The organism is Tumebacillus sp. BK434, from assembly GCF_004340785.1.
Lineage (GTDB): Bacteria > Bacillota > Bacilli > Tumebacillales > Tumebacillaceae > Tumebacillus_A.
In genome coordinates this window covers 56,455-73,808 of record NZ_SLXS01000002.1, presented here as the reverse complement: position 1 = coordinate 73,808, position 17,354 = coordinate 56,455, and the positions used below count along the sequence as shown (strand labels likewise).

Below are 17,354 nucleotides of genomic sequence, written 5' to 3'. Positions count from 1 at the left end.
CGAATAGTATTTAATGATAAATTTGTAAAATTAGTTGACGCTGTTACTCAAAGTCGATACACTTACAACAAGAACTGTTATAAGGTTCTAAATATTCTAAAATTAGAGAGGGGTCATTCAACAATGAACAAAAAGCTGATCGCAACTATGGTGATGACATCGGTGCTTGCGTCCGCATTTGCCATGTCGTCGGCAGGTGCAGCCAACGACAAACAAGTCTTGAAGGACGAAAAGGGCCAAGTGCACAACGTTGTCGGCAAGCTCGGCAAAGTTGAAGGCACTACTCCTGAAGCTCGCGCCCTGAACGCGCTCGACAAAGCGAAAGACGTATATGGCTTTGACAAAGCCCAAGGCAATTTCAAGGCTAAGAAATCCCATAAAGATGAAAGCGGCACCACCCACACCAAGCTCGACCAAGTCATCGGCGGCATCCCGGTCTTCGGCGCTGAGATGATCGTCCACGAAGCGAACGGCGACGTCCAAGGCATCACCGGCTCCTTCAAAGACCTGGCGCCGAAAGCGTCCAAAGCGGTCCTGAAAGAAAGCGCAGCGATCGACAAAGCGGTCGCGCACACCGGCTACCAAGGCGAGCTGTCCGAACCGGCGAAGACCGAGCTGGTCTATGTCGCCCAAGGCAGCGCAGCGGTGCTGACCTACAAAGTCAGCGTCAACTACCTTGGCGAAGCGCCTGGCCGCTGGTCGGTGTTTGTCGACGCGGCCACCGGCGAGATCGTCAACTCCTTCAACCAGATCGAGCATGTCGCCGGCACCGGCACGGGCGTCCTCGGCGACACCAAAACGATCCAGACCACACTGCGCAGCGGCACCTATTACCTGGAAGACCGCAGCAAAACGGCGATGACCGGCCTGATTCAGACCAAGACGTACAAAAACGGCTGGCTGCTCTCTTATAACATGACCGATACCGACAATGTGTGGGACGCTTCTAACCAGCGCGCCGGCGTTGACGCGCACTACTATGCGGGGTATGTGTACGACTACTACTACAACCTGCTCGGCCGAAACTCATATGACGGCACCGGCAAAACCCTGCTCTCCTACGTCAATTACCAAAACGGCTACAACAACGCCTACTGGAACGGTTCCTCGATGACCTACGGGGACGGCGACGGAAAAAACTTCCGCGCCTTCTCCGGCGCGCTCGACGTCATCGCGCACGAACTGACCCACGGCGTGACCGAATACACCTCTGGCCTCGTCTATCAAAACCAATCGGGTGCACTCAACGAGTCCTGGTCGGACGCGATGGGCGCCGTCATCGAAGGCCGCAACTGGCTGCTCGGCGAAGACATCGTCCTGCCGGGCTACGGCAAAGCGGCGTTCCGCTCGATGTCCGATCCGGGCGCCTACGGCGACCCGGCGCACATGAGCCAGTATGTCAACACCTCGGCTGACAACGGCGGTGTGCACACCAACTCCGGCATCCCGAACAAAGCGTTCTACAACTTCGCGACGGCGATCGGCTCCCGCGACATCGCAGGCAAGATCTGGTACATCGCGTCCCGTGACTACATGACGTCGAGCACCAACTTCTCCGGCGCGCGCGCAGCAACGCTGTCCGCTTGCGCAGCTCTGTACGGCACAGGCTCTTCCTACTACTCCGCGCTGCAAAACGCGTGGACGGCGGTCGGCATCTAATCTCGATCTAAGGGGGATTTCGCGATGAACAAAAAACTGACGGCCACACTGGTCCTGACCTCGCTGGTCGCGTCCGCTTTCACGCTGCAGGCAGGCGCGGCCAACGACAAGCAAGTGCTGAAAGACGAAACGGGCGCTGTCCACACCGTGGCCGGCTCCCTGGGCAAAATCAGCGGCAACACGCCGGAAACCCGTGCGTTTGCAGCGCTTGAGAAAGTCAAAGCTGACTTCGGTTTCGACAAAGCCGACAAGAATTTTAAAATCAAGAAATCTCACAAAGACGAAAACGGCACTGCGCACACCAAGCTCGACCGCGTGATCGACGGCATCCCCGTCTTCGGCGAGCAACTGATCGTGCATGAAGCGGACGGCGCTCTGCAAGGCGTGAGCGGCACGTTCGAGCCACTCAGCAAAGGCGCATCCAAAGCGTCAGTCAAAGCGAAAGACGCGGTACAAGGCGCGATTGCCCACACCGGCTACACCGGCGAACTGTCGGAAGCGCCGACCGCCGAGCTGGTCTACTATCCGCAAGACGGCAAAGCGGTGCTCTCCTATCAGATCAACGTCCACTACGTCTCGCCGGAAGCGGCCGGCAACTGGCAGATCTTCATCGACGCGGTCACCGGAAACGTCGTCGACGCGATCAACGCGATCGACTTCGCCCAGCCGGGCACCGGCACGACGGCGACCGGCACCGGCACGGGCGTCAACGGCGACCGCAAAACGATCAACACCTCGCTGGTGAACGGTTCCTATGTGCTGGAGGACACCACCAAGTACATGTACCAAACCAACGGATCGAAGATCACCACCCTCGACTACCGCAACGGCACCTCGTCGCAATATGCGATCACCGACGCCGACAACAACTTTGACGCGGCCGCCCAGCGCGCCGGCGTTGACGCGCACTACTATGCGGGCGCGACGTACGACTACTATTACAGCCAGCTCGGCCGCAACTCGATCAACGGCAGCGGCATGGCGATCAAATCGGGCGTGCGCTACGCGACCCGCTACAACAACGCCTTCTGGGACGGCCGCCAGATGACGTACGGCGACGGGGACGGCACCAACTTCAAAGCGTTCTCCGGCGCTCTCGACGTCGTCGCGCACGAACTGACCCACGGAGTGACCGACTACACCTCCAAGCTGGTCTACCAAAACCAGTCCGGCGCGCTCAACGAGTCCTGGTCGGATGCGATCGGTGCGGTGCTCGACTCCGGCGACTGGCTGCTCGGCGAAGACATCACCCTGCCCGGCTACGGCGCGAAAGCGTTCCGCTCGATGTCCGACCCCGGCGCATACGGCGATCCGGATCACATGAGCAAATATGTGAACACCACCAGCGACAACGGCGGTGTGCACACCAACTCCGGCATCCCGAACAAAGCGTTCTACAACTTCGCGACGGCGATCGGCTCCCGCTCGATCGCAGGCAAGATCTGGTACACCGCGTCCCGCGACTACATGACCTCGCGCACCAACTTCTCCGGCGCGCGCGCGGCGACTCTGCAGGCGACGGCGGCGCTCTACGGCTCCAGCTCCTCCTACTACACCGCGCTGAAAAATGCGTGGACAGCGGTAGGTGTCAACTAAACATCGGAAAGCCCCTTGCCACAGTGGCCAGGGGCTTTTTCATTAAATCAGATTTTCATGATTTATTTCTATAAAACAAAAACAATATCTAAAATACTATTGACTGAATCTTCTTTCTTGGCTTATCATAACATCAGGGTTACTTCCCCTTTTGTAACCCAAAAATAAACTAGATACGGGGGTCATTGAAAATGAACAAAAAACTGATCGCAACTCTGGTGCTGACGACTGTCGCAGCAACCGCTTTCGCGGTGAACGCAGGCGCGGCTGCAGAGAAAAACGTCATCAAGGACGAAAAAGGCAAAGTCCACACCGTCTCCGGCAAGCTGGGCAAAGTGTCCGGCGCTACGGCTGAAGAGCGCGCATTCAACGCACTCGACAAAGTCAAAGGCGACTACGGCTTTGGCAAAGCAAAAGGCAACTTCAAATACAAGCAGGCGCACAAAGACGAAAACGGTACCACCCACACCAAGCTGAACCAGACGATCAACGGCATCGAAGTGTTCGGCCAGCAAATGATCGTGCATGAAGCAAACGGTGACGTGGAAGGCGTGACCGGCGGCTTCGCAGCGCTGACTCCGGACGCTTCCACCGCTTCCATCTCCGATGCAGCAGCTGTAAAAGCAGCAGTTGCAAAGACCGGCTACACCGGCGAACTGTCCCGCCCGTCCAACGCTGAGCTGACGTACTTCCCGCAAGGCGACAAAGCAGCTCTGGCATACAAAGTCAACGTCAACTACATCAATGAAGCTCCGGGCAACTGGACCGTATTCGTAAGCGCAGTGGACGGCTCGATCCTCGATGCTGTCAACCAAGTGCACGCAGGCACCGGCACCGGCGTTCTGGGTGACGTTAAAACCATCAATACGACCCTGAAATCCGGCTCCTACTACCTGGAAGACCGCTCCAAGTACATGTACACCCAAAAAGGTTCCACCATCAACACCTACACCTTCAACAACGGCACGTCCTCGCAGTACTACATGACCGATGCGGACAACAACTACAACGCGAGCAACCAGCGTGCAGGCGTTGACGCTCACTACTACGCGGGCAAAGTCTACGACTACTACTACAGCCAACTCGGCCGCAACTCCTATGACGGCAACGGCAAGACGATCATCTCCGGCGTCAACTACAGCTCCCGTTACAACAACGCGTTCTGGGAAGGCACGCAAATGGTATACGGCGATGGCGACGGCTCGACCTTCATCGCTCTGTCCGGTTCCTACGACGTTGTTGCACACGAACTGACTCACGCTGTAACCGAATACACCTCCGGCCTGATCTACTCCTACCAATCCGGCGCACTGAACGAGTCCTGGTCGGATGCGATGGCATCCGTCATGGATTCCTCGAACTGGCTGATCGGTGAAGCGGTCTATACCCCGGGCATCTCTGGTGACGCGCTGCGTTCCATGTCCAACCCGGCTGCTTACGGCCAACCGGCGCACATGAACCAATACGTGAACACCTCTTCCGACAACGGCGGCGTTCACACCAACTCCGGTATTCCGAACAAAGCGTTCTACAACTTCGCGACGGCAATTGGCTCCCGCACCATCGCGGGCAAGATCTGGTACACCGCATCTCGCGACTACATGACCAGCTCCACCAATTTCTCCGGCGCGCGTGCAGCCACGCTGTCCGCTTGTGCGGCTCTGTACGGCTCCGGCTCCTCCTACTACACGCAACTGAAAAGCGCTTGGAGCGCAGTTGGCATCAACTAATCATAAAGCCCCCTTTACAAAAGGGGGCTTTTATTTGTCACAAATCTGACAAATCATATTGACAGACTATTCACCGTTGTCGTATTATTAAGCCAGCAAGATAAACTTTATAAAAATATACACAAAAGAAACTGGGGGTCATTAAAAATGAACAAAAAGCTGATCGCAACGCTGGTACTGACTTCGGTCGCAGCAACCGCGTTCACCATGAACGCTGGCGCTGCTAACGACACGAAAGTCCTGAAAGACGAGAAAGGCGCAGTCCACAACGTTGTGGGCAAGCTGGGCAAAGTGACCGGCGCAACTTCTGATGAGCGCGCATTCAACGCGCTGGACAAAGTAAAAGGCAACTTCGGCTTCGCATCCGCGAAGGACAACTTCAAAGTGAAGAAAGCCCACAAAGACGAAAACGGCACTACCCATACTCGTATGGACCAAATGATCGACGGCGTGAAAGTATTCGGCCAGCAAGTGATCGTTCATGAAGCGAACGGCGACGTACAAGGCGTAACCGGTGACTTCAAGAACCTGAAAGCCAACGCTAAGAAAGAAAAAGTATCTGCAACCGCAGCTATCGATAAAGCAATCGCACACACCGGCTTCACCGGCGAACTGTCCCAAGCGGCAAACGCTGAGCTGGTCTACTACCCGGTCGGCGACAAAGCAGTTCTGTCCTACCAAGTCGGCGTGAACTACCTCGGCGACATTCCGGGCAAATGGACCATCTTCGTTGACGCGGTAGACGGTTCGATCGTACACGCGGTCAACCAAGTTGAAGGCGTGGCTGGCACCGGGATCGGCGTACTGGGCGACACCAAGACGATCAACACCACCCTGCGCTCCGGCAGCTACTACCTGGAAGACACCACCAAGGCAATGACCGGGATGATCCGCACCCGCGACATGAAAAACGGCACGAACCTGATCTCCAACTTTACCGACGCTGACAACAACTGGAATGCTACCACGCATCGTGCAGCTGTTGACGCTCACTACTATGCAGGCGTTGTCTATGACTGGTACAAAAACAACGTATCGCGCAACTCCATCAACGGCAACGGCATGAACATCGAGTCGCTCGTTCACTACAGCCGCAACTACAACAACGCGTTCTGGAACGGCACCTACATGGTATACGGCGACGGCGACGGCAAGAACTTCCGCGCATTCTCCGCTGGCCTCGACGTCATCGCGCACGAATTGACCCACGGCGTAACCGAGTACACCTCCAACCTGGTCTATGAACTGCAGCCTGGCGCTCTGAACGAGTCCTGGTCCGACGCGATGGGTGCTGCGATCGAAGGCAACAACTGGCTGATGGGTGAAGACCTCACGCTCCCGGCTTACGGTTACGTTGGTTTCCGCTCGATGTCCGACCCGGAAGCATACGGCGACCCGGCGCACATGAGCCAATTCAAAGTCCTGCCGAACACTTCCGCAGGCGACTGGGGCGGCGTTCACACCAACTCCGGTATCCCGAACAAAGCGTTCTATAACTTCGCAACTGCAATCGGTTCCCGTTCCATCGCGGCTAAGATCTGGTACACCGCTTCCCGCGACTACATGACCAGCTCCACCAACTTCTCCGGCGCGCGCGCTGCAACCCTGCAAGCTACTGCTGCTCTGTACGGTTCCGGCTCCTCCTACTACTCCGCTCTGACGAACGCTTGGTCCGCTGTTGGCGTATACTAAGATCTCTCAAGCCCTTGCAACTTCGGTTGCAAGGGCTTTTTACTTTGAGTTAAAATGTAAATATATCAGAAAGGGAGGTATTGAATATGCAGAAAAAACTGACAACGTTAGTGATGTGCTCAGTCACCGCGTCGCTGTTTGCGGTCAGCGTCAGCGGCGCTGCCAGCCCCCAGACCCTGCTCCAAGACGAGCAGGGCAAAAGGCACACCGTGCTCGGCGGGCTGGGCAAAGTCGAAGGCAAGACGGCGGAAGCGCGCGCTTTGCAGGCGCTGGAGAAGGTCAAGACGACCTATGGCTTCACGCAGGCGCAAGGCAATTTCAGCTTGAACAGCTCGTGGCAAGACGAGCTCGGCATCACGCACACCAAGCTCGACCAGTCCATTCACGGACTCCCCGTCTACGGCGCGCAGATGATCGTCCATGAGACGGACGGCCGCGTGCAGAGCATCACCGGCGACTACAAACAGCTCAAGCCCGACACGGGCACCGCTCTGGTCACCGCGGAAGCAGCCATCCAAAAAGCGGTGGCCCACACCGGCTTCCGCGGCGAACTGAGCCGCCCGGCAACAGCCAAGCTCCTCTACTATCCGCAAGGGAAAACGGCCGTCCTCTCCCACCTCGTGAACGTGGCTTACCTCGATGAGTCCGGGCAGGCGGGCAACTGGCAGATTTTCGTCTCGGCCGCAGACGGTTCGATCGTCCAAGCCAACAACGAGCTGCATTTCCTGACCTGTTCGCCCGGAACGCCGGCCGTCGGCACCGGAGTTGGCGTGCTCGGCGACACCAAGTCGATCAACACCACCTACAAAAGCGGCACTTACTACCTGGAAGACCGCACGAAAGCGATGTTCCAGACCACTTGCGGCACCATCGAGACGTATGACTTCCGCAACGGCGTAGGACCGCTCTCTTACGCCACCGATCCGGATAACATCTGGAATGCCAGCACCCAGCGCTCGGCGGTCGATGCTCACTATTACATGGGCAGAGTGTACGATTATTACTATTCGACCTTCAACCGCAACTCGATCGACGGCCGAGGCACCGGGTTCTACGGCGCGGTTCGCTATTCGGTGCGCTACAACAACGCCTTCTGGGACGGGACGCGCATGGTCTATGGCGAAGGGGACGGCACCACGATGCTGCCGCTGTCCGGCGGCTATGATGTCACCGGGCACGAGTTGACGCACGGCGTCGTCGAAGCGATGCTCAACCCGACCTATCTGGTCAACATCCAGACCGATGCCTTGATGGAGTCGATCAGCGATTCGTTCGCAGCCGTGATGGACTCCAAGGACTGGACGATCGGGGAAGACATCTACACGCCGGGCGTGCCCGGGGATTACATCCGCTCCCTGCAGAACCCGGATGTCGGGCACATGAACCAGTACAACTCCTCCTATAACCGCTACACGCTCTCCGGCATCCCCAGCAAAGCGTTCTACAACTTCTCCGTCGCGATCGGTTCCCGCTCCATCGCCGGGAAAGTCTGGTACAACGCCATCCGCAACTACCTGACCTCGTCGCCGAACTTCTCGATGATGCGCATGGCCACCATTGAAAGCGCCAAAGCGCTCTACGGTGCCCCCTCTTCCTATGTCACCGCTCTGACCAACGCCTGGGACAGCGTCGGCGTCTACTAAACGGCCAACGGGCTATGCAGAACCCCCTGTCGTCTCGACAGGGGGTTCTGCTATTTCTCTTCATGCAGCCCGTCTTTCCGGTAGTAAAACTTTTTCGTCACGCCGCCTTCATACTTGGCGATGAACAGGTCATCTTCCATCTGAAACGCGACTTCCTGCGCCCCGGTGGCCTGGTTGATATCGGCGACCTCGAAGCTGCCGTCCGGCAGCTCCCGGTAGATCTTGGACAAACCGCGCAGCCCGAGGGTGGTGATGATCTCCTTTTTGCCGTCGCGGTCCAGATCGGACTCCACCGCGTGCCCGTCGACGCGCAGGAACGGCTTGACCTTTGCCCCGTCGAGCACATAATAATTGGACTGCGGCGCTTTCGCCGCATAGACGCCGTCGATCCGCAGCACGGTGCGCCCGTTCAGTTCGTGGCGGTGCACGAACGCTTCCTCCGCAAACGGCAGCGTCCCCACCGCCCCGAGGTCGTAAAGCTTGCCCTCCCGCTGCCAGGCGGCATACAGATAATCATCCTGCTCGCTCGGCCGCGCGAACAGCACGACCTGTCCTTCGTCAAACTTTTTCCGCTGATAGACCTGCTTCAGCTGCTCCTGGCCGATCTCCAGCACTTCCTGCCGGTTGACCAGCGCCCGGTAGGAAACGGGCAGCACCGTGCCCGTTCCCGCCTCTGCCGCCAGCCCCGCACTGCCACAGAACAAAAGCGCCGCCGCCACTCCGGCAGCCAACCATCTTTTCACGGCCAACACCTCGCTTTTGGCTAGTGTGGCACAAGCCCGCATCCCCAATGCGCCCAACAGAAAGAAGGCAGCGTCTGATCGCTGCCTTCCTGTGTATCCCTGTGCGGGTCTGTTCACCTAGACTTTAAACTTGCCTACCAATGCCTGCAGTTCAGCCGCCATTTCGGTGAGCGACGTTGCGGACTGGCTGATTTCCTCCATCGAAGCAACTTGTTCTTCAACAGATGCTGAAACATTTTGCGTCCCAGATGCCGTTTCTTCCGTAACCGCGGCGATGTTCTCCACCATCTCCACGACGTTCTCTGTGCGGACTGCGATCTGCTGGGCCGTTTGGGAGACCGCTTCAATCTGCACGGACATGTCTTGAACCGAGTTGCGGATGCCTGCAAATGCGTTCCCCGCCACGGTCACATTCTCGATGCCCGTCACGACTTCTTGCGCGGCAACCTCTGTCGATTTCGCAGTTCGTCTCGTCTCGGCCTGAATGTTCGCGATCAGTTCTGTAATCTGCTGAGCGGAAACGGCAGACTGTTCGGCCAGCTTCCGCACTTCATCAGCAACAACGGCAAACCCTTTCCCTTGTTCACCCGCTCTTGCCGCTTCAATCGCAGCGTTGAGCGCCAGCAGATTCGTCTGTGCCGAGATCCCGGTGATCACCTCCACGATCTGCCCGATATCAACGGAGCGGTCCGACAGGATATGCACCGAATTTTGCAGATCCTGTACCGTTTGATGAATCGACTGCATTTGCTCGACAGCCGTTTGAATCGCGCCCGCCCCCTGACTCGCTGCCTCCGATGCGAGACCTGCAGTTCCGGACACCTGCCGGGCACTCGCAGCGATGGTGGCAACGCCTTGGGACATATCGTTCGATGCCTGCACAACTTCCACTACACTTTGCATCTGTCGTTCCGAACCGATGGCCACTTCCTGCATCGTCGCAGCGATCTGATCGGTGCCGGAGCCTGCCTGTTGCGCGCTCGCGGTCAACTGCTCCGAAGATGCTGCCACTTGATCAGCACTCAGTCCCACTTGTTGGATCATCGACCGCAAATTATGCAGCATCGCATTAAACGTCTTGGAGAGGTCGCCGATCTCATCCTTCGACTTTATCTTCAGCTCTTGGGTCAGATCCCCTTCGCCTTCTGCAATCTCACGCATTTGCAGGTTGATCTGACGAATCGGGCGCACAATCGTCCGCGCCAAATAGACGGCCGAAAACACGGCGACAAGCAGCGACACGGTACCAAAGCCAATGATCGCCAGCTTCGCATTATCTTCTTCCTTTTTCGCCGCCTGCCAAGCATCGTTCGTCAGTTTGTCGACATCCGCTTGGATCTTCACGTTCACCGCGCGAAACGCGTCCATCGCTTCTTTTCCTTTGCCAACGTTGAGACGGGCCTCTGCGATCTTGCCCGCTTGCACCAGCTTGATTTGACTTTCAAAATAGTCCCGCAGCTTCACAATCTCAGGATTGGCCTGATTTTCCACCAGATCCTTCATGATCGGATGTCCGGCTTCCAGTTCGCGGATCATGGCCAGATTTTTATCCAACTGTTCCTTGCCAAGACGATAAGGAGCCAGATAGCTATCATCTCCGGTCAACAGATAGCCGCGCACGGCAGTATCTTGATTGACTAAGTCGGTCAACATGTTGAGAGCCGCATCGCCAATCGGAATTGCATCAAGCACAATCGCATCGCTTTTTTGCAAAACAGATGTCAGCGCACCATAACTGATGAATCCGGAGAAAGCGAACAGCACAATAATCAGCAAATACGTAAGGGCAAGTTTTGTAGAGAGTTTGAACCGAATCGCGTTTACCAATTTCTACCTCCACTTTAACCATTTATTTTATTCAATATCATTTTTCGGCATCGATCACTTTACTCCTGCTTAAACGACGAAAACGACGTTCTTGCCTCCCCAGGCAGGAACGTCGTTCTCATGCTGACGCTGTTATCGGAAAAACTCTACGATCTTGGCTCCCAGCCAGATCCCGACGATGCCGAGAATCCCCGACAGGACGGGCGGGGCAGGGAGGGGGAGGCGCATCAGCGTGAAGAGCACGCCGACGACGATCCCGGTGATGAGCGAGAGAATCAATACTTTCAGGTCCATCCGATGGACACATCCTTTCCCAATGTTCCCTATGCCAAACGGCATCAGGCCGTCACGAGCGGGGCAATCTCGACGACCAGCTCCATGCGGCATTTCTCTCCGGCGAGTCGGAGGTTGTAGACGGCTTCGATCCGGCCGCCACTTTCGTTTACGTTCAGCATCAGCATGGAGGTGCGAGTGACCAGTTCGAACGGTCCGTAGGGCGTGTTGTAGGAGCCGCGCTGCTCTTTGCCTTTGACCAGCACTTGGCGCATGTTGGTCTCGCCTTGGCGGATCAGGGTCAGCTCCTGCCCCTGCAGGCGGATCGTGGTCAAAGTTGAGCCCAGCCCGGACTCATCGCTTTCCCGGTAGGCGATGTAGATCGCCTCACCTTTGACCACCAGCTTGCCTTCCGCCTCCGTTTGAAACGTTTGCCGCTCTCCGTTCTGCTGCCGCTGCCGGGACCAGACGTTGACGCGAACCGTCCCTTCCATCTACCCATCTCTCCTTAAAGGTGGACAAAAGCAACTCCGCTCACGCATGGAGTTGCTTTCCCCTGAACCTTTATTTTGTATTCGGAACCAAGCCGAGCAAGACTTCGCGGACAATCTTCGAAGCCAGAATTTGTGTCTTTTCGGACGGATCGTAGACCGGTGCGATCTCCACGAGGTCGAACGCCACGATGTTCAGACCGGCGTCGCGCATCAAGTACAGAGCTTTGAACAGCTCTCTGGCCGTGATGCCGCCCGCATCGAGCGTGCCGGTGCCCGGCGCTTCCGCCGGGTCGACGACGTCGATGTCGATCGTCAGGTAGATCGGACGGCCTTTCAGCTCGTCGATCACGCCTTGCAGCGGTTCCAGCACGTCGAACGGGTAGAAGTTGGTGTTTGCACGGCCATACTTGAACTCTTCGCGGGTGCCGGAGCGGATGCCGAACTGGTAGACGTTTTGCGGGCCGACCACGTCGCACGCTTTGCGCAGCACGGTCGCGTGGGAGTACGGTTCGCCTTCATAGTCTTCACGCAGGTCGGCATGCGCGTCAAACTGCACAACGACCAGATCGTCATACTTTTCTTTGACAGCGCGGATCGGGCCCCAGGAGACGAGATGCTCGCCGCCGAGACCGATCGGGAACTTGCCGTCCGCGACCAGTTGCTTCACGTATTCATACAGCTGCTCCACGGAGCGCTGCGGGTTGCCGAACGCCAGCGGCACGTCGCCGCCGTCGAAGTAGTTCACTTCTTCCAGATGCTTGTCCAGATACGGGGAGTACTCTTCCAAGAGGATCGAGACTTCACGCACGCGCTGCGGCCCGAGGCGGGTGCCGGCGCGGAAGGAGACCGTCCAGTCCATCGGCATGCCGTAGATGACCGCGGTCGCTTCGTCATAGTTCTGCGTCGCGCCGATAAACTCGCGTCCGGAGTACGCCGGGTCGTTTTTCATGCGATGGTTTTCCATTATTTCAACAGCTCCATCACGAACTTCGGCACGTTGAAGACCGACTTGTGCAGGCCTTTGTGGTAGTACTTGGTACCTTCCGGCTCGATCAGCTTGCTGTCGTCAACTTCCAGCGGATCGTGCTTCTTGGAACCCATGGTGAAGGACCACAGGCCGGACGGATAGGTCGGGATCGCTGCGGTGTAGTAGCGGGTCACCGGGAACAGGGAAGAGATGTCCTTGTAGACGCGGCTGATCAGGTCGGCGTTGAAGAACGGGGATTCCGTTTGCGCGACCATGATGCCGTCTTCTTTCAGCGCGTCGTAGATGCCTTCGTAGAAGCTCTTCGCGAACAGGCCAACCGCCGGACCGACCGGTTCGGTGGAATCGACGAGGATGACGTCAAACGAATTCTTGTTGTCGTGAATGTACTGGATGCCGTCGACCACTTGCACGTCTACGCGCGGGTCGGACAGCTTGCCAGCGATCTCCGGCAGGTACTCTTTGGAGACTTCGATGACGCGGCCGTCGATTTCAGCCAGCACTGCCGTTTCGATCGACGGGTACTTGAGGATCTCGCGGATCGCACCGCCGTCGCCGCCGCCGACGACCAGCGCGCGCTTCGGGTTCGGGTGAGTGTTCATCGCCAGGTGGGTGATCATCTCATGGTAGACGAATTCGTCCTTGTCGGTGGTCATGACCATACCGTCGAGCACGAGCATTTTGCCCCACTGTTCAGTTTCGATCATCGCCAGGTCTTGAAATTCGGTCTGCTCGGTGTGCAGAGTCTTGCTGATCTTCGCGGTGATGCCGTAGTTTTCGGTTTGTTTTTCGGTGTACCAGAGTTCCATTTCTCCAGAAACCTCCTTCATATATGTAAGAAAACGCTCTTGCTCATTCAAATGCATAACGCTAGGTATTATACCAAACCTGCTGGAAAAATAAACTGTTTTTCTGTATGTTTTTTCTTTGCAAGGTTCATAATGGTCAAGTACAATCACTGCAAAGTGAGGGATTCCCATGAAATCATCCCATTTTGAACCGGGGACGGATCAGGAACCGGAGCTGATTCCGGCCCGCAGACCGAAGGAAAAACAGAAGAACAAGGGGCTATGGCTCTGGAAAGCCGCTGCGGTCTTCCTGATGTCCACGTTCGCCTTTGGCGCCTTTTTCTATCTCTATCTGCGCTATGCCGACCTGCCGCCCAATGACATTGCCAACACGTCGAAGCTGGTGGCAGCTGACAATACGGTGCTCACCGATCTCCTCGACGGGGGAGAGAACCGGCTGAAAGTCTCACTGCATGACATCCCCCAGGCGGTGATCGACGCGACGATCGCCGTGGAAGACCAGCAGTTCTACAGCCACGGCGGCTTCAACCCGGCCGGGATCGCCCGCGCCTTATGGGTGGATCTCAAGTCCGGTCAGGCGCTCGAAGGCGGCTCGACGATCACCCAGCAGCTCGCCAAGAACCTCTACCTGACCCAGGACAAGACGATCAAGCGCAAACTGCAGGAAGCGCTGCACACCTTGCAACTCGAAATGAATTATTCAAAGGAAGAAATTCTCGAGCAGTACCTGAACGTCATCTATTACGGGCAAGGTGCCTACGGCATCGAGATGGCCGCCCAGACCTATTTTGACAAGCCGAGCAAAGACCTGACGCTCGCCGAAGCGGCGCTGCTCGCCGGCATCCCGAAAGGCCCGAACATCTACAATCCGTTCTTCCACCTCGACGCCGCCAAAGAACGCCAGCGCATCGTGTTGAACCTGATGGCGCACGAAGGCAAGATCACCGAGCAGGAGGCAGACCTGGCGTTCCACGAAGAGCTGAAGTTCGCCGCGCTGAAAACGCCGAAAGGGCGGGCGCCGTACTTCACCGACTATGTCAGCTACCAGCTCAAGCAGGTCTACGGCGTCGCCGAGGAAGACCTCTACCGGGGCGGCTTGAAGATCCAGACCACCTTGGACCCCGCGATGCAAAAAGCGGCCGAGGACGCGGTCACAGCCCATCTGCAGAACCACCCGGACCTTCAGGTCTCGCTAATCGCGATCGACCCGAACAGCGGCGAGATCAAAGCGATGGTCGGCGGACAGAACTACGCGGAGAGCTCTTACAACCGCACGCTCGCCAAACGTCAGCCCGGCTCGGCGTTCAAGCCGTTCGTCTACCTGACCGCCCTGAACAACTCCTACACGCCGTCGACGCGCATCAAGTCGGAGCAGACGACGTTCACCTACGATGACGACAAAGGCGTACCGAAAGAATATGAGGTACACAACTTCAACAACATCTACGCGGAAGACTATCTGCCGTTCCGCGATGCGATCGCCCGCTCCGACAATGTGTTTGCCGTGACGACGAACATGGATGTCGGCCCGGAGAAAGTGATCACCACCGCCAAGGCGCTCGGCATCTCCTCGCCGATGAAGCCGTACCCGTCGCTGGCGCTCGGCGTGTTCCCCGCGTCGCCGCTGGAGCTGGTGCGCGCCTATGCGCCGCTCGCCAACGGCGGACAAAAGATCGAGCCGTACGCGATCCGCTCGATCGAAGACACCTACAAGGAACAGGTCAAGACGTTCCGGCCGCATCGGGAGCAGGTGATCGATCCCGGCGCTGCCTTCATCCTGACCGATATGATGAAATCGGTGCTGACCGATCCGTACGGCACCGGCTACCGCATCCATGACAGCTTCCGGCGCCCGGCGGCAGGGAAGACCGGCACGACCGACACCGACGCCTGGATGATCGGGTACACGCCGCAACTGCTCACCGCCGTCTGGATCGGCTATGACAAAGACCGCCTGCTCTCGGCGACCGAGTCGCATCTGGCCGCGCCGATCTGGGCCGATTTTATGAACGAAGCGCACAAGAGCCTGCCGGAGAAACAGTTCGCCGTGCCGTCCAACGTCATCGAGTCGTTCATCGACCCGACGACCGGGCAGCTGGCCACCGAAAATTGCCCGGTCAAGCGCCGCGAATATTACCTCGTCGGCACCGAGCCGACCGACTGGTGTGAGGAGCATCCTTCGATGAAGAAAAACCCGGTCGACAAGCTGCAAAAGGACGCAGAGACTGGCGGTCGCACGTTCTGGGAGTGGCTCACCGGACGCGGAAAAGGCGAATAGGGTAAAGAGAGGATGATGACGGGTCGAAACGTGCGGCCCGTCATTTGCTTGCCATGCTTGACGGTAGGCGAAAATTGCCTGTATTGTAGGAACTATCAAGGTAATGGAGGGACTGTTCAATCATGGCATGGGGACTTTCTGACCGAGTCAAAAACATCGCGCCTTCGCCGACGCTTTCGATCGACGCGAAGACCAAACAGATGATCGCCGACGGAATCGACGTGATCAACCTGAGCGTAGGAGAACCTGACTTCGGGACGCCGGATGTGGCTTGTTCGGCTGGCAAGGTTGCAATCGATGAGCAATTTACCAAGTATACGGCCGTACCGGGCATCGTGGAACTGCGCAAGAAGATCGCGGCCTTCTTAAAGGATCACGCGGGACTTCACTACACGGCGGACGACATCCTCGTCTCGTCGGGCGCGAAACACTCCCTGTACAACGCATTCATGGCGCTTTGCAACCCGGGCGACGAAGTGATTTTGCCCGCTCCGTATTGGGTGTCCTACCCGGAGATGATCCGCCTGGCCCAAGCAGAGCCGGTGGTGATCCCGACCGATGAATCGACCGGTTTCAAAATCACGCCCGAGCAGCTCGAGCGTGCCGTCACGCCGAAGACCAAGGTGCTCCTGCTCAACTCTCCGAGCAACCCGACCGGCGCCGTCTACACGAAAGAAGAGCTGCAAGCCCTTGCCGAAGTGATCAAGCAGCATGAGTTCTTCGTGATCTCCGACGAAATCTACGACCAACTGGTCTATGATGTCGAACAGGTCTCGATCGCCTCGTTTGGCGAAGAGCTGAAAGCTCGCACCCTGTTGATCAACGGCTTCTCCAAAGCGTACTCGATGACCGGCTGGCGGGTCGGGTACATGGCAGGGGAGAAGAGCCTGATCAAAGCGATGACGTCCTTCCAGAGCCACACCACGGCCAACCCTGCCTCGATCTCGCAGCGGGCCGCACTTGCCGCGCTCGATCACCACGACGAGGAGATGGTGCCGGAATTCCGCTGGCGCCGCGACTATGTGCTCGACCGCATCCGCAAGATGCCGCACCTGACCTGCGACACCCCGAGCGGGGCGTTCTATGTGTTCCCGAACTGCGCGGCGACCTATGGCAAGAGCTACAAGGGGCATGTGATCCACAACTCGGACGATTTCGCCACGCTCTTGCTCGAGCAGGCGAAGATCGCCCTCGTGCCCGGCTCCGCCTTCGCCGCTCCGAACAACTTCCGCATCTCCTACGCCACCTCGCGCGACAACCTCGCCAAGGCGATGGACCGCCTGGAAGCGTTCTTGAACGACGTGCAGTAGCAAAAAACCTCCACAGCGCCTGTGGAGGTTTTTCTTTTACTCCTCGCCGTCGTAGCAGCCTTCGGTGCCGTGGAGGTTGCCGTAAGGGTCGGAGAAGACGCCGTCATTTTGAATCTGGATCATGCCGGCGCTGTTCAACTCGTCGAGGACTTCGAACAGGCTTTCACGGCGTGATTCCGGCAGGTTTCTCACGAAGTTGTTGATCTCTTCGGGCGACGCTTTCTGGGTAAAATGCACCCCGCCGTGGCGGGCGTAACGGTCCTGGCTGTTGGTCTGTGCCACGCTCGAATCCCTCCCCAAAGTCTAAGGTCAGGC

General features: G+C 57.5%; 14 protein-coding genes. 7 read left to right on the top strand and 7 right to left on the bottom strand.

Annotation, left to right across the window (positions count from 1 at the left end):
* Window positions 1-123 precede the first annotated feature (123 nt).
* From EV586_RS04810 to EV586_RS04790, 5 genes are all read left to right on the top strand, one after another.
* Window positions 124-1,659, top strand: a complete 1,536-nt coding sequence (locus EV586_RS04810; protein WP_132943947.1) for a M4 family metallopeptidase — start codon at window positions 124-126, stop codon at window positions 1,657-1,659.
* Between the two features lie 24 nt (window positions 1,660-1,683).
* Entirely contained in the window at window positions 1,684-3,255 is a 1,572-nt protein-coding gene (locus EV586_RS04805) for a M4 family metallopeptidase (RefSeq protein WP_132943946.1), read from the top strand.
* A 191-nt stretch (window positions 3,256-3,446) separates the two neighbouring features.
* Window positions 3,447-4,985 carry a M4 family metallopeptidase gene (locus tag EV586_RS04800; protein ID WP_132943945.1) on the top strand — a complete coding sequence of 513 codons (1,539 nt, stop codon included), beginning with the start codon at window positions 3,447-3,449 and terminating at the stop codon, window positions 4,983-4,985.
* Window positions 4,986-5,132: 147 nt separating this feature from the next.
* Window positions 5,133-6,677, top strand: coding sequence for a M4 family metallopeptidase (locus EV586_RS04795; protein ID WP_132943944.1), 1,545 nt, complete (start codon window positions 5,133-5,135; stop codon window positions 6,675-6,677).
* Between the two features lie 86 nt (window positions 6,678-6,763).
* On the top strand, window positions 6,764-8,320 hold the full coding sequence (locus EV586_RS04790; RefSeq protein WP_132943943.1) for a M4 family metallopeptidase: 1,557 nt from the start codon (window positions 6,764-6,766) through the stop codon (window positions 8,318-8,320).
* Window positions 8,321-8,370: 50 nt separating this feature from the next.
* Here EV586_RS04790 and EV586_RS04785 read toward each other — a convergent pair whose 3' ends face one another.
* The 6 genes from EV586_RS04785 to speE form a co-directional block, all read right to left on the bottom strand.
* Entirely contained in the window at window positions 8,371-9,063 is a 693-nt protein-coding gene (locus EV586_RS04785) for a hypothetical protein (protein WP_132943942.1), read from the bottom strand.
* A 117-nt stretch (window positions 9,064-9,180) separates the two neighbouring features.
* Entirely contained in the window at window positions 9,181-10,755 is a 1,575-nt protein-coding gene (locus EV586_RS04780) for a methyl-accepting chemotaxis protein (protein WP_347812665.1), read from the bottom strand.
* A 267-nt stretch (window positions 10,756-11,022) separates the two neighbouring features.
* Window positions 11,023-11,184: a XapX domain-containing protein gene (locus EV586_RS04775; RefSeq protein WP_481937751.1), complete on the bottom strand. Its 162-nt coding sequence runs from the start codon at window positions 11,182-11,184 to the stop codon at window positions 11,023-11,025.
* Window positions 11,185-11,228: 44 nt separating this feature from the next.
* A complete protein-coding gene (locus tag EV586_RS04770) occupies window positions 11,229-11,657 on the bottom strand; it encodes a YwiB family protein (protein WP_132943940.1) in 429 nt (142 codons plus the stop codon).
* 70 nt (window positions 11,658-11,727) lie between these two features.
* Window positions 11,728-12,606 carry an agmatinase gene (gene speB, locus EV586_RS04765; RefSeq protein ID WP_132944575.1) on the bottom strand — a complete coding sequence of 293 codons (879 nt, stop codon included), beginning with the start codon at window positions 12,604-12,606 and terminating at the stop codon, window positions 11,728-11,730.
* A 14-nt stretch (window positions 12,607-12,620) separates the two neighbouring features.
* Window positions 12,621-13,451: a polyamine aminopropyltransferase gene (gene speE / locus EV586_RS04760; RefSeq protein WP_132943939.1), complete on the bottom strand. Its 831-nt coding sequence runs from the start codon at window positions 13,449-13,451 to the stop codon at window positions 12,621-12,623.
* Window positions 13,452-13,620: 169 nt separating this feature from the next.
* Between speE and EV586_RS04755 the strand changes: the two genes are divergently transcribed.
* Complete coding sequence (locus tag EV586_RS04755; RefSeq protein WP_132943938.1) at window positions 13,621-15,729, top strand: transglycosylase domain-containing protein; 2,109 nt, start codon at window positions 13,621-13,623, stop codon at window positions 15,727-15,729.
* A gap of 122 nt (window positions 15,730-15,851) precedes the next feature.
* A complete protein-coding gene (locus EV586_RS04750) occupies window positions 15,852-17,039 on the top strand; it encodes a pyridoxal phosphate-dependent aminotransferase (protein WP_132943937.1) in 1,188 nt (395 codons plus the stop codon).
* Between the two features lie 36 nt (window positions 17,040-17,075).
* Here the strand turns inward: EV586_RS04750 and EV586_RS04745 are convergent, their stop codons facing one another.
* The gene (locus EV586_RS04745) at window positions 17,076-17,321 is read right to left on the bottom strand and encodes a hypothetical protein (protein ID WP_132943936.1); all 246 of its coding nucleotides are present in this window, start codon (window positions 17,319-17,321) and stop codon (window positions 17,076-17,078) included.
* Window positions 17,322-17,354: the final 33 nt, after the last annotated feature.

Coding starts and splice junctions, on each gene's coding strand:
- EV586_RS04810 (WP_132943947.1), top strand. CDS start 124: ATGAACAAAAAGCTGATCGCAACTATGGTGATGACATCGGTGCTTGCG.
- EV586_RS04805 (WP_132943946.1), top strand. CDS start 1,684: ATGAACAAAAAACTGACGGCCACACTGGTCCTGACCTCGCTGGTCGCG.
- EV586_RS04800 (WP_132943945.1), top strand. CDS start 3,447: ATGAACAAAAAACTGATCGCAACTCTGGTGCTGACGACTGTCGCAGCA.
- EV586_RS04795 (WP_132943944.1), top strand. CDS start 5,133: ATGAACAAAAAGCTGATCGCAACGCTGGTACTGACTTCGGTCGCAGCA.
- EV586_RS04790 (WP_132943943.1), top strand. CDS start 6,764: ATGCAGAAAAAACTGACAACGTTAGTGATGTGCTCAGTCACCGCGTCG.
- EV586_RS04775 (WP_481937751.1), bottom strand. CDS start 11,184: ATGGACCTGAAAGTATTGATTCTCTCGCTCATCACCGGGATCGTCGTC.
- EV586_RS04770 (WP_132943940.1), bottom strand. CDS start 11,657: ATGGAAGGGACGGTTCGCGTCAACGTCTGGTCCCGGCAGCGGCAGCAG.
- speB (WP_132944575.1), bottom strand. CDS start 12,606: ATGAAAAACGACCCGGCGTACTCCGGACGCGAGTTTATCGGCGCGACG.
- speE (WP_132943939.1), bottom strand. CDS start 13,451: ATGGAACTCTGGTACACCGAAAAACAAACCGAAAACTACGGCATCACC.
- EV586_RS04755 (WP_132943938.1), top strand. CDS start 13,621: ATGAAATCATCCCATTTTGAACCGGGGACGGATCAGGAACCGGAGCTG.
- EV586_RS04750 (WP_132943937.1), top strand. CDS start 15,852: ATGGCATGGGGACTTTCTGACCGAGTCAAAAACATCGCGCCTTCGCCG.